Below are 22,415 nucleotides of genomic sequence, written 5' to 3' on the forward strand. Positions count from 1 at the left end.
CGCTCGAAACCCGATAGCGCCATCATCGCCTACTTCAAGGTGATCCGGCGGGAGCCGGAGATGGTGGCGCAGGTGGTGGACTGAAAAATAGTCCATACCGTCTCGTCATTGCGAGGAGCGATAGCGACGAAGCAATCCAGAGGCGGCAAATTCGGCGTGTGCCGCTTCTGAATTTCTTCGCTTCGCTCGCAATGACGATCTTTTGTTCTGTGACAAACAAAAAAGCCGCCGGGTTGCCCCGGCGGCTTTGGTCGTTTCGTCCGTAGAAGGAAGGGCTTAGTGGGCGCCGGCCTTCTTGAACTGGTCGGCTTCGGTCGAGTCGCCGAGCGCCGTGGTGGAGCTTTCGCCGCCGGCCGCCGCGATGGAGACCATGTCGAAATAGCCCGTGCCGACTTCGCGCTGGTGGCGGGTCGCCGTGTAGCCCTTCGACTCCGAGGCGAACTCGGCCTGCTGCAGTTCGGAATAGGCTGCCATGCCGCGGTCGCGGTAACCGGACGCGAGTTCGAACATGCCGTGGTTGAGCTGGTGGAAACCGGCCAGCGTGACGAACTGGTACTTGTAGCCCATCGCCGCGATTTCCTTCTGGAACTTCGCGATGGTCGCCTTGTCGAGGTTCGCTTCCCAGTTGAAGGAGGGCGAGCAGTTATAGGCGAGGAGCTGGTCCGGATATTCCTTGCGGATGGCCTCGGCGAAACGCTTCGCGTCGTCGAGGTTCGGCTTGGAGGTTTCCCACCACAGCAGGTCGGCATAAGGCGCGAAGGAGAGGCCGCGCTTGATGCAATGATCGACGCCCGTGCCCGGCTTCAGGCGGTAGAAGCCTTCGATGGTGCGGCCCTTTTCGAAATCGATGAACTCGTGATCGCGCTCGTCGATGTCGGACGTGATGAGGTTCGCGGATTCGGCGTCGGTACGCGCCATGATGAGCGTCGGCGTGCCGGAAACGTCGGCGGCGAGGCGCGCGGCGTTGAGGTTGCGCTCATGCGCGCGGCTCGGGATCAGAACCTTGCCGCCGAGATGGCCGCACTTCTTTTCCGACGCGAGCTGGTCTTCGTAGTGGACGCCGGCGGCGCCCGCTTCGATATAGGCCTTCATGATTTCGAAGCAGTTGAGCGGGCCGCCGAAACCGGCTTCCGCGTCGGCGACGATCGGCAGGAACCAGTCGCGCTTGGCGCCGCCTTCCGAATGCTCGATCTCGTCCGCACGCTTCAGGGCGCGGTTGATCTTCTTCGCGAGTTCCGGACCGGCATTCGCGGGGTAGAGCGACTGGTCGGGATACATCGCACCGGCCGTGTTCGCGTCGGCGGCAACCTGCCAGCCTGAGAGGTAGATCGCCTTCAGGCCCGCACGCGCCATCTGCATGGCCTGGTTGCCGGAAAGGGCGCCCAGCGAATGCACATAGTCGGTCGTGTGCAGGAGTTCCCAGAGCTTGTTCGCGCCGCGCGTGGCGAGCGTGTACTCGATGGGGAAGGAGCCGCGCAGCTTCTCCACGTCTTCGACGCTGTAGTTGCGCTTCACATTGTCGAAGCGGCCCTTGGGCGCTCCGGGGACGAGATCGTAAAAGGTCTTCTTGCTCATGGGACTGTCCTCAACGGGGTCAGGATGGATTCAGGGGCGGTTTTCGTTTTCGAGAATGAGGCGGTAGGCAGGCAGCGTCAGGAACTCCTCGCATTCCCGGGCCGTGGTCATCTCTGAGAAGAGGCCGATTGCCTGCTCGAAGTGACCTTCATTCCAGCGCGTCTCGCCGAGCGTTTCGCGCAAGGTTTTCATTTCGTCTTCCAGCACGTCGCGGAAGAGTTCCGGCGTGACCTTGCGGCCGTCGGAAAGCGTGGCGCCGTGATAGATCCACTGCCAGATCTGCGTGCGGCTGATCTCGGCGGTGGCGGCGTCTTCCATGAGGTTGTAGAGCGGCACAGCGCCACGGCCGCCGATCCACGCCTCGATATACTGCACGCCGACGCGGCAGCATTCGCGCATGCCGTGCTCGGTGCGTTCGCCCTTGTGGGGCTGCAGCAATTCCTTCTGGCCGACATTCACGTCCTGGCGCTGGCGGGCGAGCTGGTTCGGGCCTTCGAGCTTGCCGAAGATCTCCATCGCGACCTTCACGAGATCGGGATGGGCGACCCAGGTGCCGTCATGGCCGTTGGTGGCCTCGCGTTCCTTGTCGGCGCGGACTTTATTGAAGGCAGCTTCGTTCGCCGCCTCGTCGCCCTTCACGGGGATCTGCGCGGCCATGCCGCCCATCGCGAAGGCGCCGCGCTCGTGGCAGGTCTTCACCAGCAGCAGCGAATAGGCATTGAGGAAGGCATCGCCCATTACGACCTGCGCGCGGTCCGGCAGGATGAAGTTCGGGTTTTTGCCGAGCCGCTTGATGTAGCTGAAGATGTAGTCCCAGCGGCCGCAATTGAGGCCGGCGATGTGGTCCTTCAGCTCGTAGAGGATTTCGTGCATCTCGAAGGCGGCGGGCAGCGTCTCGATGAGAACGGTGACCTTGATCGTGCCGTTCGGGATGCCGAGCTTCTTCTGCGCATGGACGAAGACGTCGTTCCAGAGGCGGGCTTCCTTGTGGCTCTCCATCTTGGGCAGATAGAAATAGGGGCCGGAGCCGGACGCGATCTGGCGCTTGGCGTTGTGGAAGAAGTAGAGCGCGAAATCGAACAGGCTGCCGGACATCGGCCGGCCGTCGATCTCGACATGGGCTTCTTCCAGATGCCAGCCGCGCGGACGGACGATCAGCGTCGCGGGCTTCGCGATCACGTCGTAGCGCTTGCCGTTCGTCTCGTCGGTGAAGCCGATTTCCTTGTCCCAGTAGGCGATCATGTTGATCTGCCCGCCGATCATGTTGTCCCAGGTCGGCGCGGCGGCGTCCTCGAAATCGGTCATGTAGGACTGCGCGCCGGAGTTGAGCGCGTTGATGACCATCTTGCGGTTGTCGACGGGACCGGTGATCTCGACGCGGCGGTCGAGCAGATCCTTCGGGATCGGCGCGACCTTCCAGTCGCCTTCGCGGATCGACTTCGTCTCGGGCAGGAAGTCGGGCAGCTCGCCGGCATCGAACTTCTTCTGGCGCTCGGCGCGGGCGGCGAGGAGTTCGCGGCGGCGCTCGCCGAACTTGCGCTCAAGCTCCGCGGCGAAGGCCAGCGCCTCCGCCGTCAGCACGCGCTCATAGCCCGGCTTCATGGCGCCCTTCACAACGATGCCGTCGGCAATATTCGTGGCTGCTGCCTTGCTCATGCTCGCCCGCCTCCGTGAACAGAAATTGTGGGGTTCTTTTGCGCGAGGTCATACAGGCTCGACACAGGCTTGTCCAATATTTCCTAAGTCATTGAAATTATTGAAGTAAAGAACTTCACAAGATTCCTGTGCGATTCTGTTGAATATGTAAATCCTGTAAATTAAAGTGCCGGGAAACCGGGAGATCGAGACATGGCTTCGGACAAGAAAGTCTTTGCGGGCCCGCGCGTTAGGCGGCTCCGGCGCGAACGCGGGCTGACCCAGGCGCGGATGGCGGCCGATCTCGGCATTTCGGCGAGTTATCTCAACCTGATCGAACGCGACCAGCGGCCCGTCTCGGTGCAGGTGCTGCTGAAGCTCGCCGAAACCTACGACGTGGAACTGAAATCGCTGGGCGGCGACGAGGAAGCGCAGGCGCTGACGACGCTGAAGGAGGTCTTCGCCGATCCGCTGTTCCGCGATGCCGGCCTCACCGTGCAGGATCTCCGCGAGATCGCGGCGGCAAGCCCCGCCGCGGCGGACGCGATCAGCAATCTCTACCGCGCCTATCAGGAGAGCGCGGTGAGCGGCTCGATGCTGGCGGAGCGGCTCGCCGACCGCGACCTGAGCGACGGCACGGAAGCGCCCGGCCTGCCGCTGGAAGAGGTGCGCGACTTCATCAACAGCCGCAACAATCACTTTCCCGAACTCGACGATGCGGCGGAGCGGCTCTATGCGAAGGCGGGTATCGGCTCGGACGAGCCTTACGTGGCGCTCCGGACGGCGCTGCGCGACCTCCACGGCGTTTCGACGCGCGTCGCGCCCGCCGATCTGATGCCGCATGAACTCCGCCGCTACGACCGCCACCGCCAGACGATCTTCCTGTCGGAACTACTGGACCAGCCGGGACGCTCGTTCCAGCTCGCCTATCAGCTCGGCTATTTCGAACAGTCGCGCACGATGGAGGACATCGTGGAAGCGTCGGGCCTCGAAAGCGACGAGGCGCAGCGGCTTTGCCGCGTGGCGCTGGCGAATTATTTCGCCGCCGCGCTGCTGATGCCCTATTCGGCGTTCCAGAAGACGGCGGAGGCGACGCGCTACGACATCCGCCTGCTCGGGCGGCGCTTCGGCACCAGCTTCGAGCAGGTCTGCCATCGCCTGACGACATTGCAACGGCCCGGCGCGCGCGGCATCCCCTTCTTCCTGATCCGCGTCGACAATGCGGGCAATGTCTCGAAACGCTTTTCGGCGGCGGGCTTTCACTTCGCGCGCTTCGGCGGCACCTGCCCGCGCTGGAATGTGCATGACGCCTTCCGCGTGCCCGGCCAGGTCTATACGCAGGTCGTGCAGATGGAAGACGGCACGCGCTATTTCTCGATCGCGCGTACGGTGAGCCGCGCGGGCTCCGGCATCGGCGTGCCGGGCGACCAGTATGTGGTGGGGCTCGGCTGCGAAATCGCCCATGCCCGCAAGATCGTCTACAGCCAGGGCTTCGATCTCGACGACGAGCGCGGCGCCATGCCCATCGGCGTCAATTGCCGCTTGTGCGAAAGGCTCGATTGCTCGCAGCGCGCCTTCCCGCCGCTGAAGCACCGGCTGACGGTGGAAGACCATGTGCGTGGCATCTCGCCCTTCGGCGTGCCGGTGCGGAGCGCGTGAGAGGGCGATGCGGGACGACGCGCCGATAGCCGAACTTCCGCCGCGCGCGCTCGCTATGGCAATAGGCGCGTCGCTGCTGCTGCATGCCGCGCTTGCCGCCACGGCCGTGGCGTGGATCGCGTTCCGTCCCGAGCCGGCGGTAGAGGCGGGCGCGAGCGCGCTGACGATCAGGCTGTCGGCGTTCAGCGAGGGACCGAAGCAGGAAACGCCGGCGGAGGTGGTGAAGGAGCCGGAGAAGCCCGTCGTCGAGAAGATACCGACGCCGGTGATGCGCGCCGCGCCTGCGAAACCCGTGACGGAACCTGAAGCCGCCGACGAAGCGACGCCCGAGACAAGCGCGAGCGAGACGGCGGGTACCGGCGGCATGGCGAAGACCGGCGCGGCCGCGGCCGGCATCGGCACGGCGACGATGGAGGCGGATTATCTGGCGAGCGTCGGCGACTGGCTGGCGCGCCACAAGCAATATCCTTCCGCCGCAAGACGGCGCGGCATCGAGGGCACCGGCACGCTGCGCTTCCGCGTCGCGCGCGACGGCAGTGTGCTCTGGCACCGGCTGGATGAGAGCGCGGGCTCGGCGATCCTCGATCGCGAAATCGAAGCGATGATCGAGCGCGCATCGCCGCTGCCGCCGTTTCCGCCGGAACTCGAGGGCGACGATCTGGAACTGACGATCCCCGTGCGCTTCCAGCTGGAACGCTAGAGCCCCAGCAGCGCGCGGGCGCCGAAGGCGAAGGCGGCGAGAGCCGCCACACCCGCGAGCCAGATGCCGGCAAACCAGAGAAGCTTGCGGCCGGTGCCGCTTCTCTTTCCGCCGTCAGTCATGCTCGGCATAGCCGCCATGCTCGCTCGCCTTGCCGTGGAAGACGCTGTAGGCGTAGACGGTGTAGAGGAGCACCATCGGCAGCACCACGGCGACGCCGATCAGCGCGAAAACGATGCTTGAGCGCGGTGCGACCACGTCCCACACCGTCACCGACGGCGGGATGATGTTCGGATAGAGACTGACCGCGATGCCGAAGAACCCCAGGATGAAAAGTCCGACGGAGGAAAGGAACGGCGCCAGTTCGCGCTTCGTGAAGATCGACCAGAAGAGAAAAATCGCGAGCGCGAGGGTGAGGAAGGGAACCGGCGAGAGATAGAGGAGATTGAGCCCGCCGAACCAGCGCTCGGCAATGGCGGGGCGGAGCAGCGGCGTCATCACGCTGACGGCGGTCATGGCGACCAGCGTGCCGCCGCCGAGCACGACAGCGGCGCCGCGGGCCCAGTCCTGCACCTTGCCGGCCGTCTTGTAGATCGTCCATGTCGCGCCGAGGAGCCCATAACCGGCGACGACGCCGATGCCCGTGAGGATCGAGAAGGGCGTCAGCCAGTCGAACATGCCGCCCGCATAGCGCACGCCCTCGACATTGACGCCCTGCACCAGCGCACCGAGAAGCACGCCCTGCATGAAGGCGGCGACCAGCGAGCCGTAAAAGAACGAGCGGTTCCAGAGATGAACGCTCGTATGCGCGGAGTGACGGAACTCGAAGGTGACCCCGCGAAAGATCAGTGCAAAGAGCATCGCCATGACGGGGATGTAGAAGGCGGGCAGCACGATGGAATAGGCGGTGGGGAAGAAGACGAGAAGACCGCCGCCGCCCAGCACCAGCCAGGTCTCGTTGCCGTCCCAGACGGGCGCGACGGAATTGATCATCGCGTGGCGCGCATCCTCGTCCGGCGCGAAGGGAAAGAGAATGCCGATGCCGAGGTCGAAGCCGTCGAGCACCACATACATGAGGATCGCGAAGGCGATGACGCCGGCAGAAACGATGGCGAGAGTTTCCATGACGATCTCCTATTCCGCCGGAATGACGAGGCCGGGCCTTGCACCGCGTATCGCCTCCGGCCGCTCGCCCTCTTCGCCGACGGAAAGCGGGTTCGGCCCTTTGCGGACCAGTTTCACGAGGTAATAGAGATAGGCGCCGAAGAGCCCGCCATAGACGATGAGGAAAAGGACGAGCGTCGTCGCGACTGCCTCGGCGGTAACGGTGGGCGACACGCTCTCCGACGTCCGCACCATGCCATAGACCGTCCAGGGCTGGCGGCCGACCTCGGTGACGAACCAGCCGGCCAACGTGGCGACGAAGCCGGCGGGCGTCATGACGAGGGCGAAACGCTGGAGCCAGCGGTCCTCGAAGAGGTTTCCGCGATACCGCGACCAGGCGCCCCAGAGCCCGAGGGCAAGAAAGAGAAAGCCTATCGCAAGCATGATGCGGAAGGACCAGAAGACGACGCCGACGGGCGGCTGGTCTTCGATCGGCACTTCGTTGAGCCCCGGCACGACGCCCGACGGACTGTGCTTCAGGATGAGGCTCGAACCCCAGGGAATGGAAAGTTCGAGGTGATTGGTCTGCGCCTTCCGATCCGGGATCGCGAAGATGTGGAAGGGCGCGTGGGACCGCGTCTCCCAGTTGCCTTCCATCGCCGCGACCTTCATCGGCTGATGCTCGAGCGTGTTGAGGCCGTGCTGGTCGCCGAGAAATATCTGCAGCGGCGCGAGCACGAGCAGCGCCCAGAAGGCGGTGGAGAAGGCAGGACGCGCGATTTCGGCATTCTGGTTTCGCAGCAGATAGAAGCCGGAGATGCCCGCTATCACCACGGCGGTGGTGAGATAGGACGCAATCGTCATGTGCATCAGGCGGTAGGGGAAGGACGGATTGAAGATGACCTCGAACCAGCTATCGACGACGAAGTGCCCGTCGATGAAGGTGGCGCCCTGCGGCGTCTGCATCCAGCTGTTGGCGGCGAGAATCCAGAACGCGGAAATCGCCGTGCCGACGGCGACGAGGCAGGTGGCGAGGAAGTGGAGGCGCGGTCCCACCTTGTCCCAGCCGAACAGCATGATGCCGAGGAAGCCCGCCTCGAGGAAGAAGGCGGTGAGCACCTCGAAGCCGATCAACGGACCGAGGACGGGGCCGGTGATGCGCGACCATTCGGACCAGTTGGTGCCGAGCTGGTAGGAAAGCACGATGCCGGAGACGACGCCCATGCCGAAACTGAGCGCGAAGATATTCACCCAGAAGCGGTAGAGCCGGTACCAGACCTCGTCGCCCGTGCGCAGGAACTTCGCCTCGAAGAAGACGAGAAATCCGCCGAGGCCGATGGTCAGCGTCGGAAACAGGATGTGAAAGGCGATGGTGAAGGCGAACTGGAGCCGGGCGAGTATCTCTGCGTCGATAGGCGGCATGACACGTCTCCGTCGAGGAAAGCGCTGATGAAAATCATACAGCTTTCCGCGAGCCCCGCAGCCCTGCAAGGGTGGCACGAAACGTCACGCGGCAAAAGCGCCCGCAGTATTTGAAGGGCTTTTAACTCACACCATCCGTCAGCGGATAACGCGCGCGGCGGGGAAATGAACGCCGATTTTCATGCCGGTTTCCGGCCTGTGGCCCGGCCGGCCGCGTTCGGCGCGGACGATGTCGAGCCTGCCGCCATGCAGCTCCATCACCTTGCGGGTGAGGGACAGGGCGAGGCTCTCCTCGCGCGGCGCGCTGCTGTCCTCGGCGCTGACGAAGGGATCGTCGGTGCCTTCGATATAGGGGAACGAATCCTGCTCCATCAGGGCACCGGAATGCTGGCGCACCTCGTCGAGCGTGATGCCGATGCCGCCGTCTTCTTCCTGCACGCTGAGCCGGATGGTCGAGCCGCGATGCGCCGTGTGGACGGCTTCGGCGAGAAGACGGAAGAGCCCCTGGCGCAGACGGCGCGCGTCGCCGCGAAGGCCGGGTAGCCGCTCAGGGCAGGAAATCTCGATGGTCACGCCTTCGAGGGCCGCGTTCTGACGCTGGCTGGCGACGGCGATTTCCGCGAGCTGGCCGAGATTGCAGATCTCGTCCGTGAGGTCGATCTGATCCATTTCCGCTTCGGCGATGCCGAGCAGATCCTCGATCATGTCGAGCAGCATGGTGCCGCTCGAATAGATGTCGCTCGCATATTCCTTGTAGCGGTCGGTGCCCATCGGCCCGAGGCGCTCGTTCTTCATCATCTCCGAGAAGCCGATGATGTGCGTCAGCGGCGTGCGGAGATCGTGATTGACGTTGGAGAAGAAGCTCTGGCTCCGCTTGTGCGTCTCCTGGCTGCGCGCCTCGACGGCCTGCATGGTCTCTTCGAGCTTGCGCCGGACGGTGACGTCGTTGAGCGCGGCGACGCGCGCCGGAACGCCGCCCCAGCGTGTGTCGACGATGCGCATTTCGGCGAAGCGGTTGTCGCCGTCGGGCCGGGTGATCGTGATGTCGTGCTCGCCCGGATCGCTCGGAAGGCCGAACGGGAGGCCGACAAGCTCCTCGCTCTTGCGGCCGAGCAGGTCCTGCGCCGCGCCATTGGCGAAGCGCACGACGCCGTGGCTGTCGAGAATGACGATGGCTTCGGGTGTTTCCTGGACGAGCGTGACATGGGGACCCGTTTCGGCGGCGGGGGCCTGGTCGCGGTCGTGTCCGTCTTCGCGCACCGTCCGCCTTGCAATGGCGCGGCGGATGGCGAGACCGAGCGCGCGCGGCGCGTCGAGTTCGGCGGAAAGGCAATCCTCGGCGCCGGCCTCTATGGCGTCGGCCTGCAGCAGCGCATCGTCGGCGCCGACCGCCACCACGGGCGCGTTCGGGCCGAGCGCGATGACGCGGCGCAGGAAGCCGAGTGCGATGGGGCCGCCGTCGCCGATGTCGATGATGAGTGCGTCGATGCCGGGCTCCAGAAGCGGGTCGATGCCGTCTTCGGGACGCGAGTAAGTGAAGCTGATCGGTCCGGCCGCCGCCGATGTGGAGAGAACATCCAGTTCCTCGCGCAACTCATGCGAAGCGCTGACCACATGCGCCGCGAGCGGGGGCAACGGACGGAAGCCGTTTGAGCCCGTCGGACTTGAGATACTACTCATTGCGATGCCTGGACGTGCCAAGGTCTGACCTGTTCTACCGCCCCCCAAGGGCCCGCAACCTGAATCATATTAGTGCGTGCGGACGAAATGCCGCGCCGTGTGGGTTAACGATGTGCGTCTTTAGTAAACAGAAGGTAAAGGGATCGGCTATTTTGTGTCCCGCGGCTTGGGACACACAAAAGCCATAATTTCACCTCTGGAAAAGTAATATGTTTTTCAATGACTTGGCTGGAAATGAACCATTCTGGAGCGAAAACATTAATTTCACCCATTGATGAGGGAACCCGCCTCGCGAATGTGAAAAAGGAGGCTGCCGGAGCGGCGTTGTGCATCGGTGGCGGAAATGATTCGACGCGGTCCCCGACCGGTCCCCGCGCTTGTGAGGCGGGGAGCGATGGGCTAGGTATGCGCCCGCGCGGTTTCCCCGAGATTCAGGCCCATGAACAAGAGCCAGAAGAGTTTCCGCCCCAAGGCGCGCGTGCCGAAGGGGCTTCGCGATATGTCCGCCGGCATGGTCCGGGCGGAAGAGCGCATGCTTGCGCGCATTCGCGAAGTCTATGAGCGCTACGGCTTCGACCCGCTTGAAACCTCCGCCTTCGAATATGCCGACGCACTCGGCAAGTTCCTGCCCGACGAAGACCGCCCGAACGAAGGCGTGTTTTCCTTTCAGGACGATGACGAGCAATGGCTCGCGCTGCGCTACGACCTGACAGCGCCGCTCGCCCGCTATGTCGCGGAAAATTACGACGCGCTGCCGAAGCCCTTCCGCCGCTACCAGACGGGGCCGGTGTGGCGGAACGAAAAGCCGGGGCCGGGACGCTTCCGCCAGTTCACGCAATTCGATGCCGATACCGTGGCCGCGCCGGGCGTCGCCGCCGATGCCGAGATGTGCATGATGGGCGCCGACTGCCTGGAGGCGCTGGGCATTCCGCGCGGCAGCTACCGCATCCGTGCGAATAACCGCAAGGTTTTGGACGGGCTCCTCGAGCGGATCGGCATTGCCGGCGAGCCGGGCAGCACGACATACATGACGGTGCTGCGCGCCATCGACAAATATGACCGGTTGGGCCGCAAGGGCGTGGAACTGCTGCTCGGACCGGGCCGCAAGGACGAGTCCGGCGACTTCACGAAAGGCGCAGGCCTGTCGCCCTCGCAGATCACCGCCGTGGTCGACTATGTGGAGTCCGGCGTCGGCGAAGGCGCGAGCGACCGCAAGCTCGTGCTCGACGGCTGGCGCAATGTCGTCGGCGAGAGCGCCATTGGCCGCGAGGGCCTCGACGAACTGGCCGAAATGGACGCGCTGTTCACGGCGGCGGGCTACGGGCTCGACCGCATCGAGTTCAACTCGTGGATCGTGCGCGGGCTCGGCTATTACACCGGCCCGGTTTTCGAATCCGATCTTCTCTTCGAGGTGAAGGACGAGGTGGGCAACCCGGTGCGCTTCGGCTCCGTCGGCTCGGGCGGACGCTATGACGGGCTCGTCGAACGCTTCAAGGGCGTGAAGGTGCCCGCGACCGGCTTCTCGATCGGCGTGAGCCGCTTGCAGGCGGCGCTTGAACTTCTCGGCAAGCTCGACGTGGAAGACGTGCTGGCGCCGGTCGTCGTGCTGACGCTCGATGCCGCGAACATGGCCGGATACCAGGCCATGGTGTCCGAACTGCGGGCGGCGGGCATCCGCGCCGAGCTTTATCTCGGCGGCTCCGGCATGAAGGCGCAGCTCAAATATGCCGACAAGCGCGGCGCCCCCATCGCGGTCATCGAAGGCGAGGACGAGCGGACGAAGGGCGAAGTGACGCTGAAAGACCTCATCCTCGGCAGCGAAATGTCGAAGGAAATCGAGGACAACGCGGCCTGGCGCGAGGGCCAGCCGGCGCAGGTGGCCGTGCCCCGCGCCCGCCTCGTGGAAGAAGTGACGGCGATGCTCGCGCGGCATCGCAGCGTCCGGGGCCATCACGGCTGAAAAAAGCCGTCATCCTCCACTCTCGATATTTACCATTTCCGTGATAGACAAGGCCCCGTCCGAAGGGTTCGGCCAGGGGCCGGGAAGCAATCGATATGTCGTCAACATCCATGGCAGCACTGGACGGAGAAGGCCTCCGCGCCCGCGAGGCGCTGGCGGTGGCCGTGCGCGCCGGGTTCGAGGCGGCGGGCTATGCGCCCGTCTCCGCGCCCGTCATGCAACCCGCCGATATTTTCCTCGACATGTCCGGCGAGGATATCCGCCGCCGCATGTATGTCTTCGCCGATCCGGCGGGCGAGGAGCTCTGCCTCAGGCCGGAACTGACCATTCCCGTCTGCCGCCTCTATCTCGAAGGCGAGGGCGGCCCGAAAAAACTCTGCTCCGTCGGCGCGGTCTACCGCTACCAGCAGAAGGGTTCGGCGAAGCTTCGCGAGTTCACGCAAGCCGGCCTCGAATGTCTCGACGCGGCGGACGCCGAAGCGGCGGATGCCGAGGTGATCTCGCTCGCCGCGCGCGCGCTCGCCGATGCGGGCCTGAAAAATTATGAAATCGAAACCGGCGACCTCGCGCTGTTCGACGCGCTTGTGGATGCGCTCGACCTGCCGCCGGGCTGGCGCTCGCGGCTGAAGCGGCACTTCTGGCGGCCGGACTATTTCCGCGAATTGCTGGCGCGGCTGGCGGCGGGCAATGCGGGCGACGAGACCGGCGACAGGCAGGCGCTGATCTCCGCGCTGGCGGGCCTCGACGAGGACCGCGCGAAGGATGTGATCGAGGATGTGCTGAAGCTTGCGGGCATTGCACCTGTCGGCGGCCGCACGGTGGAAGAGGTCGCCGAACGGCTGCTCGAACAGGCGGAACTCGCATCGTCCAGCGTGCCGCGCGCGGCAGCCGAACTCATTTCGGATTTCCTTGCCGTCTCGGGCACGCCGAAGGAGTGCATCGCGCGCATCCGGGCGCTGACCGGCGGCGCGGGCGTCTCCATCGATGCGGCGATTGCACGCTTCGAGCGGCGCATGGAGCTGACGGCGAAGGCGGGGCTCGATCTTTCCCACGCACATTTCGCCACCGGCTTCGGCCGCAACATGGCCTATTACACAGGCTTCGTCTTCGAGTTCCGCGTGGCGGCGCTGGGCGTCGACGCGATGATCTGCGGCGGCGGGCGCTATGACGATCTCCTCTCGGCGCTCGGTGCGGCATCACCCGTGCCGGCGGTCGGCTGTGCGGTCGGCATCGAACGGCTGCTTGCGGCCGTGGCGAAGGAGGCCGGCAAATGAGCGGCAAACTCGTCATCGGGCTGCCCTCCAAGGGGCGGCTCCAGGAAAACGCCAATGCCTTCTTCGCGCGCGCCGGACTGAAAGTCCGGCAGGACGGAGGGCGCGGCTATACCGGCCGGCTCGACGGCGTGGCGAATGTCGAGATCGCGTTTCTCTCGGCATCCGAAATCGCCGGGCAATTGGAGCAGGGCATCATTCACCTCGGCGTGACGGGCGAAGACCTGATCCGCGAGAAACTCTCCGCGCCCGAACGCGACGTGGAACTGCTGCTGCCGCTCGGCTTCGGCCACGCCGATGTCGTGGTTGCCGTGCCGCAAAGCTGGATCGATGTCGCGACGATGGCCGACCTCGACGACGTGGCGCTCGCCTTCCACACGAAGCGCGGACGGCGGCTGCGCGTCGCGACCAAATATTTCAACCTGACGCGGAGCTTCTTCGCCGAGCACGGCCTGACCGATTACCGGATCGTCGAAAGCCTCGGCGCGACCGAAGGCGCACCGGCGGCGGGCACGGCGGAGGTGATCGTCGACATCACCTCGACCGGCGCGACGCTGGCGGCGAACAATCTGAAGATCCTCGACGACGGCACGATCCTGAAGAGCCAGGCGAACCTCGTTGCGAGCCTGGGTGCGGGCTGGAGCGACGCTGCATTGAAGGCGGCGGGCGAAATTCTCGACCGCGTCTCGGCGCAGGCGCGCGCGGCGGAGGTTGTGGAGGTCCGTTTCGCGGGCGAGGGCGACGATGCCGCGCTGCTCGACGAACTGAAGACGCGCTTCGGCGTGACGCTGCCCTTCGGCAACGGCGCCGCGCCCGTGCGCATCGCGCATTGTCCGCAAGCGCGGCTCTACGACCTCGTGGCGTTCCTCTATGCAAAGGGCCGCGACACCGTAACGGCGACCCGCGCGGACTACGTGTTCGAGGCGAAGAACCCGCTGCGCGAGCGGCTTGTCGCGCGGTTGAAGGCGGCGCGCTGACGCCTAGGTTTCGTTCTCGATCATGCCTTCTTCCTCGAGCCATGTGCAGAAGGCCGCGATCGCGCGGTCGCCCGCCAGCGGCTCCGGCGTCAGCCAGCAATAGGGACGGGACGGAAGAACGGGTGCCGCGAGCGGCGCCACGAGCCGCCCCGCGCGGATGTCGTCGCCGATGATCGGCAACGGCCCGAGAGCGATGCCGAGCCCGTCGCTCGCGGCCTGCAGCGTCAGATAGAAATGATCGAAGTGCTGGCGGCCCGCGCTCGCTTCGACCTCGCCGGCATCCGCCGCAGCGAGCCAGCGCGTCCATGCACCGGGGCGCGTATCCGCGTGCAGCAGCGTGTGGCGGGCGAGATCGGCGGCCGACCGCACCGGCAATCTTTCCAGCAGGGAAGGCGACGCCACGGGGATTTCCCGCTCGGCGAGAAAGGATGCACCCACAAGGTTCGCCGGCCACGGTTCCTGCTCGCGGCGAATGGCGACGTGGTAGCTGCCATGGGCAAGCCGCGACACGTCCTCGTCCGATGTGACGAGTTTCAGTTCCACCTGCGGTTCGAGCCGCTGAAAGCGTGCGAGGCGCGGCAGCAGCCAGCGCATGGCGAAAGTAGGCAGGGCGTTGACGACAAGCACGCGAGCCGATCCGGCGCTTTCGCGCAAGCGGGCTGAAGCCGCCGCGATCCCGTCAAATGCGAGTGCGGCGGCATCGCGATAGGCGCGGCCGGCATCGGTCAGCTTGAGACGCTTGCCGACGCGGTCAAAAAGTTTCGCGCCCGCCCAGTCTTCAAGCGCGCGAACATGGCGGCTCACCGCGCCATGCGTGACGAACAATTCGTCCGCCGCCGCCGTGAGGCTGCCCAGCCGCGCCACGGCCTCGAAGGCCTTGAGGGCGCCCAGCGGGGGAAGGTCACGGCGGGGTCCGGGAGGGTTTGTCATTCTTGTGATTATAAATCACATAGAAAGAGAGAAAAACTGATTTGTAACGGATATTTTTGAGGATCAATCTGCGCGCCAAACGCACATAAGGGAAATCGGCCATGTTGACGCTTGTTCTTGCCGTTGTGGTTCTTGTGACGGCGACGCTATCCGGCATTTTCGGGATGGCGGGCGGCATGATCCTGATGGGCTTTCTCACGGCGGCCTATTCGGTTGGCACCGCGATGATGCTGCATGGTGTGACGCAGGCCGTGTCGAACGGCTACCGCGCCGTCATCAACCGCAGGGATATCGTCTGGCCGATCGTCGGGACCAGCATGGCGGGCGGCGTTGCGGCGCTGGTGCTCTTCTTGCTGGTGAGCTTCGTGCCGGACAAGGCGACGGTCTTTCTCGTTCTCGGCGCCATTCCCTTCGTCGCCTTCTCGATCCCGAAAAGCTGGGGCCTCGACGTAACGAAGCCCGCGGTCGCCATCGGCGGCGGCTTCGTGGTGACGGCGCTGACGCTGACGGCGGGTGTCGCCGGGCCCATCCTCGACATCTTCTTTGTGCAGAGCCCGCTGACGCGCCACCAGATCGTCGCGACCAAGGCGGTGACGCAGACGCTGCAGCATCTGACGAAGCTGCTCTATTTCGGCGTGCTCGCCGCGCATCTGCTGCCCGACGCGGACATTCCCTGGTGGGTTTACGTGATGGTGGCGCCGCTCGCCATGCTCGGCACGACCTTCGGCAAGATGCTGCTCGACCGCATGAATGACGGCCAGTTCAAGAACTGGAGCCGGTACATTCTCTATGTGCTGGGGGCGGTGCTGATCGTTCGCGGACTAATGCTGCTGGGCTGAAAAGCCCTTGCGGGCGATGAACTTCAACCGCCCCTTTTCGCCGATCCGCTCCATCAACGGCAGGATGGGCCGTATCATCCAGGGGAATGCGCCGAAGAACCGCGCCATGAGGCTCGCGCTCCACGGGGCATAGACTTCCAGCTTTCCCGTTTCGATGGCCTTTACTGTCGCTTTCGCAATGTCTTCGGGCGACATGACGCGGTCGACGAAATTGAGCACCGAGCCGCCATGCAGCGCCTCGTGGTGCAGCATGGGCGTGTCGACGGCGGCGGGATAGACGCCCGACACGCGGACCCCATGCGCCGCCATTTCCTGATGAAAGCCGGCGAGGAAACCGCGCAATCCGAATTTCGATGCCGAATAGATCGCGCTGTCCTTCAGCGAAATGATGCCGCCGAGCGAAACGGTGGCGACCATGGAGCCGTGCCCGCGCGCAATCATCTGCGGCGCGATGGCGCGCATGAGGCGCACGGGCGCCCGCAGGTTTATTTCGAGATGCGCGTCGAGCAGATCCTGACCGAGTTCGACGACGGGCCCCGGAATGCCGATGCCCGCATTGTTGACGAGTACATCGAGATCGGGATGCGCGTTCGCAACCGTGCCGCAAAGTCTCTCGACATCCGCGCGCGAGGAAAGATCGCAGAGTATCTTTTCGGGGGTGGAGCGGAGAGTGGCTGCAACCGCGTCGAGCGGCGCCATCTCGCGGTCGACAAGGATGAGGTGGTAGCCGCGAGCATCGAGCGCCCGCGAAATCGCGGCGCCGATGCCGCCGCCCGCACCCGTGACCAGCGCCTTGCGCGGCCCGCTCACGCCGCCGCCTTCCTGCGCGAGACCCGCAGCGCCTCGAAGCATCCGTCTTCGAGGGCCGGCCAGCCGAACCGTTTGCGGATGCGCGTCATCTGCTTGCGGTAGGCGTCGATCTCGACATAGGTGGCGTGGCGGGACGAACCGACGAACTTGATGCCGCCGGAAAGGTCCGGCCGGTCGGTTGCGATGAGCGCGTCGAGCGCCGCGTCGCCTTTCGCGCGCGCCATGATCGTGCGTGCGATGAGGTCCGCCATTTCGTCGAAGAGCTTGTAGGCGCCGCCATTCGTTTCCATGAAGCCGAGCGCGTAGAGCGAGGGATGCTCGCGGCTGAAAAGGTTCATGTAGAGGTCGGGCTTGTTGCCCTTCCACGAGAAGAGCGCCGGATCGACATAGGGCACTTTCCACGTGTAGCCGGTGGCGCAGAGGACGAGGTCGATCTCCTCCGACGTGCCGTCCTTGAAATGAACCGTCTTTCCCTCGAAGCGGGCCACATCCGGCTTCGCCTTGATGTCGCCATGCGAAAGATAGTGCAGAAGCTGCGTGTTGAGGATCGGGTGCGTTTCGAACAGGCGGTGGTCCGGCTTCTGCAATCCGAGCCGCGTCAGGTCGCCGTTGAGGATACGCAGGATGACGCCGAAGACGCGCTGCGTCAGCCACATCGGCAGATGCGGGCCTTCATGCGCGAAGACATCCGCAGGAATGCCGAAGAGGTGCTTCGGCAGGAAGTGATAGCCGCGCCTGAGGCTGATGAAGGCGGCATCCGCGCCCTTCGCCGCGTCGCAGGCGATGTCGCAGCCCGAATTGCCGGCGCCGATCACGAGCACGCGCTTGCCCCTGAACTCGTCCATCGAACGGAAGGTGACGGCATGGCGGGTCTCGCCCGTGAACGTGCCCGGATAGTCCGGCATCGCGGGATGCCAGTTGGTGCCGTTGGCGCAGACGAGCGAGCCATAGCGCTTCGTCTCGCCGGTCGAAAGCGTGACGTCCCATGTGCCGTCGGCCCGCAGCTCCGTCTTGTCCACGTTCGTGTTGAACCGGATGTGCTCGCGAAGCCCGTAGGCATCCGCAAACAACTGCATGTAGCCGTGAATCTGCTTGTTGGAGGGATAGTCGGGATAGTCGTCCGGCATCGGAAAGTCGTGGTAGTGCGACTGCGTTTTCGACGAGATGAAATGCGCCGAGTCGTAAACCGGCGAACCGGGATTGCTTTGGTCCCAGAGTCCGCCGACATCGGAATGCCGCTCATAGATATCGAAGGGGATGCCGTGCCGCAGAAAGGTGCGCGCGAGGCTGAGGCCCGCCGGACCGCCGCCGACAACACAAACACGTCCGGTCTCGCTCATGACCCGCTCCCGAAATAAAGTGAATAATCCTCACATTTGTGATAAGTGATAAACCCTCATATTTTCCCGCGCAAGAGAAAAAGTGAGCCGGAGCCGAACTCATGACCAACCCCGCAGGAAGCCGCCGCCAGCCGACACAGGCCCGAGCGCGGGAGCGCGTCGAGCGCATCCTGACGGCGGCAACCGAACTGATCGCGGAAACGGGCAGCGATGCCGTGCGGATGACGGAAGTCGCCGAACGGGCAGGTGTGCCCATCGGTTCGCTCTATCAGTATTTCCCCGACAAGGCGGCGATCCTGAGGATGCTCGCCATGCGTGTCATGGAGCGCGTCCGCGACGCCCTGAAACAAAATCTCGACGGCATCGGAAGTGCGGCCGACGCGCTTGCCCGCGTCGATGCGATCATGATTGGATATTACGGTCTCTTTCTTACCGAGCCGGTGACGCGTGACATCTGGTCGGCGACGCAGTCCGACAAGGCGCTACAGGAACTGGACATCGCCGACAGCCGCGAGAACGGTCGTATCTTTTTCAGCGCGCTGAAGCATCTCGTGCCGAGGCGCGAACACGCCCGCCTGCAGGCAGCGTCCTTTCTGCTGATGCAACTCAGCGGCGCGGCGGTGCGTCTTGCCATTGCCGTCGACCGGGAAGAAGGCGACCGCCTTGTCGAGGAATACCGCCTCATCATGCGGCGTGAACTGGAAAGCCTGTTCGATAAATGACGCCGGTTGCAACCTGCGGCAAGCTCGCCTAGCATCCGCCCCGCAATGGTTCCGAAGGCGAATAGCCGGAGGATGAAAAGGGAACCCGGTTAAATACCGGGGCTGCCCCCGCAACTGTAAGCAGAGAGTTCTGCCCAACCACGCCACTGGCGCTCCACTTCGGAGGCCGGGAAGGCTGGGACAGAACAGCGACCTGCGAGCCAGGAGACCTGCCATTGCCCGTCAACGCGAACCGATGGGGCGGGGTGTCCCCTGGAGGAATGGATGCAGACAGGATCTGACCGCCGGCATTGCGTCCGGCCTCTCTTCATCGTGCCGTGGCATGTGCCGCGGCTTGCATTTTCCCATGCGTGTCCGCTGACGGATTTTCCCGTGGTTCCAGCAAGGACACAGTCATGGAAGATCTGCTCGCCGTCTGCGCACCCGCGCGCCTGCCTGCCACTCCCTTTACCCGGTTAGCCGAACTCGTCTTTCCCGAACAGACGAACCATCACGGCACGCTGTTCGGCGGGGCATCGCTCGCGCTGATGGACCGCGCCGCCTATATCGCCGCGACACGCCTGACGCGCCGGAAAATGGTGACGGCGGGATTCGACGGCGTCGAGTTCGGCCGGCCGGTCCTGCCGGGAGAACTGGCGGAGGTGACGGCGACGGTCCGCAAGACCGGCCGTTCGTCCGTCGTGTTCGACGTCGAGCTGCTCGCCGAGAACCTCCTCACGGGCGAGCAGGAAAGAGCCGTGGCCGGCACCATCGCGATGGTCGCGCAGGGCAAGCATGACGACGAGCCGCTGCCCATGCTCGTTGCCTCGCCCGCGCCGCAGCCGGGGCTGACCAGCTTCGTCGAAGTCGTCTTCCCCGACGCCGCCAACCACCGCGACATTCTCTTTGGCGGCAATGCGCTGGCGATGATGGGGAAGGCTGCCTTCATCGCCGCCACGCGCCACTGCCATCAGACGGTGGTCATGGCCGCTTCGGAACGCATCGACTTCCGCGCGCCCGTGAAGGTCGGCGCCTTTGCCGACGTCACCGCCCGCATCGTCATGACGGGGCGAAGCTCCATCTGCGTCGAGGTCGAACTCGTTGCGGAAGAAGCGCTGAGCGGAGAGCGCGAACTGAGCGCGCGCGGCCGCTTCGTCATGGTCGCCATCGGTGCGAACGGACGGCCCGTCGCCGTGCCGCCGCGCGCCGCCTGATCCCCAATCCATCCCGATTTTCTTTTTTCTGCCTGCACGTCAGGCGCAACGACAGGAGATTTGTCCATGACATTGACCAGTACTCTCGGTTACCCGCGCGTCGGCCCGCATCGCGAGCTGAAGGCAGCCCTCGAAACCTACTGGCGCGACGGCGAGGAAGCGCCGCTTCTCGACACGGCAAGATCGCTGCGCCGCGCCTCGTGGCGGCTCCAGAAGGAGCACGGGATCGGCCATATCCCGTCGAACGATTTCACGCTCTACGACCATGTACTCGACACGATCTGCATGACGGGTGCCGTGCCGGAGCGGTTCGGCGCGGGAGCGGAAATCGATCTCGCCACCTATTTCGCGATGGCGCGCGGCGCACAGGACGGCACGCGCGATGTGGCGGCGATGGAAATGACCAAATGGTTCGACACGAACTACCATTATATCGTCCCGGAGTTCTCTCCCGTGACGAGTTTCCGGCTGGCCTTTACCAAAGCCGTCGACGAGTTCACCGAGGCGAAGGCACTTGGCGTTCATACGCGGCCGGTTCTCGTGGGTCCTTTCTCGTTCCTGAAGCTCGGCAAGGCGACCGTGGCGGGCTTCGACCCGCTCGACCTGATGGGACGGCTTCTTCCCGTCTACGAAGACGTGCTGAAACGCCTCGCCGAAGCCGGTGCCGATTGGGTGCAGATCGACGAACCCTGCCTGGTGCTTGAACTCGGCAGCGGCGACCTTGCAAAATGCCGTGCGGCCTATTCGGCTCTGTCGGCCGCCGTGCCCTCCCTGAAGCTGATGGTCGCGACCTATTTCGGCGCATTGCCGGAAGCGTCGTTCGAAACGGCAATGGCGCTGCCCGTCGCCGGTATCCATCTCGACATGGTGCGGGGACGCTCCCAATACGAAGCGGCGCTCTCGGCTCTTCCTCGCGACAAGCTGCTGTCGCTCGGGCTCGTCGACGGACGCAATATCTGGCGGACGGATATGGAAGCGGCGTTGACGCTAGCCGAGCGCGCCGTGCTGACGCTCGGACCCAAGCGCGTCATGATCTCGGCCGCATGTTCCCTGCTGCACGTGCCCTTCAGCCTCGCCGGCGAAAAATCGCTCGATCCCGAACTGAAGAGCTGGCTTGCTTTTGCCGAGGAAAAGCTCGGCGAACTTGCCGTGCTGGCGCGGGGCGTGAAGGAAGGCCGCGCGGAAATCTCGAGCGAGCTGGCGGAGAACGCGGCATTGTTCGAGGCGCGGCGCAATTCGCCGCGTATCCACAATCCGGCGGTTCGCGCGCGGGTGCGGGATATCGACCCCCATGCCGACCGGCGGGGCCGCCCCTTCGCCGACCGGCAGGCTATTCAGCAGAAGCGCTTCGGCCTGCCGAAGCTGCCGACCACGACCATCGGTTCGTTCCCGCAAACCTCGGATGTGCGCAAGGCCCGCGCCAGCCGGCGGCGCGGCGACTGGACCGAGGCGCAGTATGACGCCTTCATGAAAGCCGAAATTGAAAAGACAATCCGCCTGCAGGAGAGGATCGGGCTGGACGTGCTGGTGCATGGGGAGCCGGAACGAACCGACATGGTTGAATATTTCGGCGAGAAACTGGAAGGCTTTGCCTTCACGTCGCTCGGCTGGGTGCAGAGCTACGGCTCGCGTTGCGTGAAGCCGCCGATCATCTTCGGCGACGTGTCGAGGCCGGAACCGATGACGGTCGAATGGTCGCGCTATGCCCAATCGCTGACGGCAAAGCCGGTGAAGGGCATGTTGACCGGCCCGGTGACGATCCTGCAATGGTCATTCGTGCGCGACGACCAGCCGCGCAGCGAAACATGCCGCCAGATCGCGCTGGCGATACGCGACGAGGTCTACGATCTCGAAGCGGCGGGCCTCGGCATGATCCAGATCGACGAACCGGCGCTGCGTGAGGGATTGCCGCTGCATCGCTCCGAATGGGACGCCTATCTCCGGTGGGCCTGCGAATGCTTCCGCCTCTCGGTCTGTGTCGTCCGGGACGAGACGCAAATCCATACGCATATGTGTTACTCGGAGTTCAACGACATCATCGAGGCGATTGCCGACCTCGATGCGGATGTGATTTCCATCGAGACGTCCAGATCGCGCATGGAGCTGCTCGACGCCTTTGTCGACTTTTCCTATCCGAACGACATTGGCCCCGGTGTTTACGACATTCATTCGCCACGCGTCCCCGCGCGCAGCGAAATGTTGTCGCTTCTGCGGCTCGCCGCCGACCGCCTGCCGAGCGAGCGCATATGGGTCAATCCGGATTGCGGCTTGAAAACGAGGGGCTGGCCGGAAACGGAAGCGGCACTCATCGAAATGGTCGAAGCGGCGCGGGAACTGAGAAACACCATCGGCGCATGAATGCGGCGTCCCCTTCCTGCCAGCCGGGAAGGGGACATCCGCTTGCAGCCCCGCCTGAGCCTATCTAGAGTCGCCGCTATTGCGGCGGAGAGAATTGGCATGGCGAAGAAAATCCGGGTGGGGATCGGCGGCTGGGTGTTCGAGCCGTGGCGCGGCACCTTCTATCCCGACGGGCTGACGCAGAAGCGCGAACTCGAATATGCGAGCAGCAAACTCTCGACCATCGAGATCAACGGCACC

The 22,415-nt window shown here is 64.6% G+C and carries 18 protein-coding genes, 1 pseudogene and 1 riboswitch; of the genes and pseudogenes, 10 read left to right on the forward strand and 9 right to left on the reverse strand.

Going from position 1 to position 22,415, the window contains the following annotated elements; translation table 11 throughout:
* Nucleotides 1-276: 276 nt before the first annotated feature.
* Entirely contained in the window at nt 277-1,575 is a 1,299-nt protein-coding gene (gene aceA / locus Q8S60_RS17250) for an isocitrate lyase (protein WP_011995506.1), read from the reverse strand.
* Nucleotides 1,576-1,605: 30 nt separating this feature from the next.
* The gene (gene aceB, locus Q8S60_RS17255) at nt 1,606-3,231 is read right to left on the reverse strand and encodes a malate synthase A (protein ID WP_305276051.1); all 1,626 of its coding nucleotides are present in this window, start codon (nt 3,229-3,231) and stop codon (nt 1,606-1,608) included.
* A gap of 192 nt (nt 3,232-3,423) precedes the next feature.
* Between aceB and Q8S60_RS17260 the strand changes: the two genes are divergently transcribed.
* Complete coding sequence (locus tag Q8S60_RS17260) at nt 3,424-4,869, forward strand: short-chain fatty acyl-CoA regulator family protein (RefSeq protein WP_305276052.1); 1,446 nt, start codon at nt 3,424-3,426, stop codon at nt 4,867-4,869.
* A gap of 7 nt (nt 4,870-4,876) precedes the next feature.
* On the forward strand, nt 4,877-5,569 hold the full coding sequence (locus Q8S60_RS17265; protein WP_305276053.1) for an energy transducer TonB: 693 nt from the start codon (nt 4,877-4,879) through the stop codon (nt 5,567-5,569).
* On the opposite strand, the gene Q8S60_RS17270 is transcribed toward Q8S60_RS17265, so the two are convergent.
* The 4 genes from Q8S60_RS17270 to Q8S60_RS17285 form a co-directional block, all read right to left on the reverse strand.
* Nucleotides 5,566-5,691, reverse strand: a complete 126-nt coding sequence (locus Q8S60_RS17270) for a hypothetical protein (RefSeq protein WP_305276054.1) — start codon at nt 5,689-5,691, stop codon at nt 5,566-5,568. The two genes, Q8S60_RS17265 and Q8S60_RS17270, sit on opposite strands and share 4 nt — an antisense overlap.
* The gene (cydB, locus tag Q8S60_RS17275) at nt 5,684-6,694 is read right to left on the reverse strand and encodes a cytochrome d ubiquinol oxidase subunit II (RefSeq protein ID WP_305276055.1); all 1,011 of its coding nucleotides are present in this window, start codon (nt 6,692-6,694) and stop codon (nt 5,684-5,686) included. The genes Q8S60_RS17270 and cydB overlap by 8 nt, the downstream gene beginning before the upstream one ends.
* A gap of 9 nt (nt 6,695-6,703) precedes the next feature.
* Nucleotides 6,704-8,095 carry a cytochrome ubiquinol oxidase subunit I gene (locus Q8S60_RS17280; RefSeq protein WP_305276056.1) on the reverse strand — a complete coding sequence of 464 codons (1,392 nt, stop codon included), beginning with the start codon at nt 8,093-8,095 and terminating at the stop codon, nt 6,704-6,706.
* 138 nt (nt 8,096-8,233) lie between these two features.
* Entirely contained in the window at nt 8,234-9,775 is a 1,542-nt protein-coding gene (locus Q8S60_RS17285) for a histidine kinase dimerization/phospho-acceptor domain-containing protein (RefSeq protein ID WP_305276057.1), read from the reverse strand.
* A gap of 439 nt (nt 9,776-10,214) precedes the next feature.
* Between Q8S60_RS17285 and hisS the strand changes: the two genes are divergently transcribed.
* From hisS to hisG, 3 genes are all read left to right on the forward strand, one after another.
* Nucleotides 10,215-11,735 carry a histidine--tRNA ligase gene (hisS, locus tag Q8S60_RS17290; RefSeq protein WP_305276059.1) on the forward strand — a complete coding sequence of 507 codons (1,521 nt, stop codon included), beginning with the start codon at nt 10,215-10,217 and terminating at the stop codon, nt 11,733-11,735.
* A 95-nt stretch (nt 11,736-11,830) separates the two neighbouring features.
* Nucleotides 11,831-13,009: an ATP phosphoribosyltransferase regulatory subunit gene (locus Q8S60_RS17295; RefSeq protein WP_305668745.1), complete on the forward strand. Its 1,179-nt coding sequence runs from the start codon at nt 11,831-11,833 to the stop codon at nt 13,007-13,009.
* Entirely contained in the window at nt 13,006-13,983 is a 978-nt protein-coding gene (gene hisG, locus Q8S60_RS17300; protein WP_305276062.1) for an ATP phosphoribosyltransferase, read from the forward strand. The genes Q8S60_RS17295 and hisG overlap by 4 nt, the downstream gene beginning before the upstream one ends.
* Before the next feature lie 3 nt (nt 13,984-13,986).
* Here hisG and Q8S60_RS17305 read toward each other — a convergent pair whose 3' ends face one another.
* Nucleotides 13,987-14,913, reverse strand: coding sequence for a LysR substrate-binding domain-containing protein (locus tag Q8S60_RS17305; protein WP_305276064.1), 927 nt, complete (start codon nt 14,911-14,913; stop codon nt 13,987-13,989).
* A gap of 101 nt (nt 14,914-15,014) precedes the next feature.
* Between Q8S60_RS17305 and Q8S60_RS17310 the strand changes: the two genes are divergently transcribed.
* Nucleotides 15,015-15,752 carry a TSUP family transporter gene (locus Q8S60_RS17310; protein WP_305276065.1) on the forward strand — a complete coding sequence of 246 codons (738 nt, stop codon included), beginning with the start codon at nt 15,015-15,017 and terminating at the stop codon, nt 15,750-15,752.
* On the opposite strand, the gene Q8S60_RS17315 is transcribed toward Q8S60_RS17310, so the two are convergent.
* Entirely contained in the window at nt 15,735-16,562 is an 828-nt protein-coding gene (locus tag Q8S60_RS17315; protein WP_305276067.1) for an SDR family oxidoreductase, read from the reverse strand. The genes Q8S60_RS17310 and Q8S60_RS17315 overlap by 18 nt on opposite strands.
* Entirely contained in the window at nt 16,559-17,902 is a 1,344-nt protein-coding gene (locus Q8S60_RS17320) for an NAD(P)/FAD-dependent oxidoreductase (RefSeq protein ID WP_305276068.1), read from the reverse strand. The genes Q8S60_RS17315 and Q8S60_RS17320 overlap by 4 nt, the downstream gene beginning before the upstream one ends.
* A 101-nt stretch (nt 17,903-18,003) precedes the next feature.
* On the opposite strand from Q8S60_RS17320, the gene Q8S60_RS17325 reads away from it, so the two are divergent.
* The 4 genes and pseudogenes from Q8S60_RS17325 to Q8S60_RS17340 form a co-directional block, all read left to right on the forward strand.
* Nucleotides 18,004-18,624: a TetR/AcrR family transcriptional regulator gene (locus Q8S60_RS17325; RefSeq protein ID WP_305276070.1), complete on the forward strand. Its 621-nt coding sequence runs from the start codon at nt 18,004-18,006 to the stop codon at nt 18,622-18,624.
* A 29-nt stretch (nt 18,625-18,653) separates the two neighbouring features.
* Nucleotides 18,654-18,856, forward strand: a riboswitch (cobalamin riboswitch).
* Nucleotides 18,857-19,019: 163 nt separating this feature from the next.
* Entirely contained in the window at nt 19,020-19,817 is a 798-nt protein-coding gene (locus Q8S60_RS17330; protein WP_305276071.1) for an acyl-CoA thioesterase, read from the forward strand.
* A gap of 66 nt (nt 19,818-19,883) precedes the next feature.
* A complete protein-coding gene (gene metE, locus Q8S60_RS17335; protein WP_305276073.1) occupies nt 19,884-22,175 on the forward strand; it encodes a 5-methyltetrahydropteroyltriglutamate--homocysteine S-methyltransferase in 2,292 nt (763 codons plus the stop codon).
* Between the two features lie 99 nt (nt 22,176-22,274).
* Nucleotides 22,275-22,415, forward strand: a pseudogene (locus Q8S60_RS17340) (DUF72 domain-containing protein); the annotation flags it as partial.

Source organism: Parvibaculum sp. (genome assembly GCF_030694575.1).
GTDB lineage: Bacteria > Pseudomonadota > Alphaproteobacteria > Parvibaculales > Parvibaculaceae > Parvibaculum.

Excerpts from the sequence above, each read along its gene's own strand:
- aceB (WP_305276051.1), bottom strand. The coding sequence starts at position 3,231 with ATGAGCAAGGCAGCAGCCACGAATATTGCCGACGGCATCGTTGTGAAG.
- Q8S60_RS17285 (WP_305276057.1), bottom strand. The coding sequence starts at position 9,775 with ATGAGTAGTATCTCAAGTCCGACGGGCTCAAACGGCTTCCGTCCGTTG.
- Q8S60_RS17320 (WP_305276068.1), bottom strand. The coding sequence starts at position 17,902 with ATGAGCGAGACCGGACGTGTTTGTGTTGTCGGCGGCGGTCCGGCGGGC.
- Q8S60_RS17265 (WP_305276053.1), top strand. The coding sequence starts at position 4,877 with ATGCGGGACGACGCGCCGATAGCCGAACTTCCGCCGCGCGCGCTCGCT.
- Q8S60_RS17295 (WP_305668745.1), top strand. The coding sequence starts at position 11,831 with ATGTCGTCAACATCCATGGCAGCACTGGACGGAGAAGGCCTCCGCGCC.
- Q8S60_RS17260 (WP_305276052.1), top strand. The coding sequence starts at position 3,424 with ATGGCTTCGGACAAGAAAGTCTTTGCGGGCCCGCGCGTTAGGCGGCTC.
- Q8S60_RS17330 (WP_305276071.1), top strand. The coding sequence starts at position 19,020 with ATGGAAGATCTGCTCGCCGTCTGCGCACCCGCGCGCCTGCCTGCCACT.
- Q8S60_RS17325 (WP_305276070.1), top strand. The coding sequence starts at position 18,004 with ATGACCAACCCCGCAGGAAGCCGCCGCCAGCCGACACAGGCCCGAGCG.
- Q8S60_RS17310 (WP_305276065.1), top strand. The coding sequence starts at position 15,015 with ATGTTGACGCTTGTTCTTGCCGTTGTGGTTCTTGTGACGGCGACGCTA.
- aceA (WP_011995506.1), bottom strand. The coding sequence starts at position 1,575 with ATGAGCAAGAAGACCTTTTACGATCTCGTCCCCGGAGCGCCCAAGGGC.
- hisG (WP_305276062.1), top strand. The coding sequence starts at position 13,006 with ATGAGCGGCAAACTCGTCATCGGGCTGCCCTCCAAGGGGCGGCTCCAG.
- hisS (WP_305276059.1), top strand. The coding sequence starts at position 10,215 with ATGAACAAGAGCCAGAAGAGTTTCCGCCCCAAGGCGCGCGTGCCGAAG.
- metE (WP_305276073.1), top strand. The coding sequence starts at position 19,884 with ATGACATTGACCAGTACTCTCGGTTACCCGCGCGTCGGCCCGCATCGC.
- Q8S60_RS17270 (WP_305276054.1), bottom strand. The coding sequence starts at position 5,691 with ATGACTGACGGCGGAAAGAGAAGCGGCACCGGCCGCAAGCTTCTCTGG.
- Q8S60_RS17305 (WP_305276064.1), bottom strand. The coding sequence starts at position 14,913 with ATGACAAACCCTCCCGGACCCCGCCGTGACCTTCCCCCGCTGGGCGCC.
- cydB (WP_305276055.1), bottom strand. The coding sequence starts at position 6,694 with ATGGAAACTCTCGCCATCGTTTCTGCCGGCGTCATCGCCTTCGCGATC.
- Q8S60_RS17280 (WP_305276056.1), bottom strand. The coding sequence starts at position 8,095 with ATGCCGCCTATCGACGCAGAGATACTCGCCCGGCTCCAGTTCGCCTTC.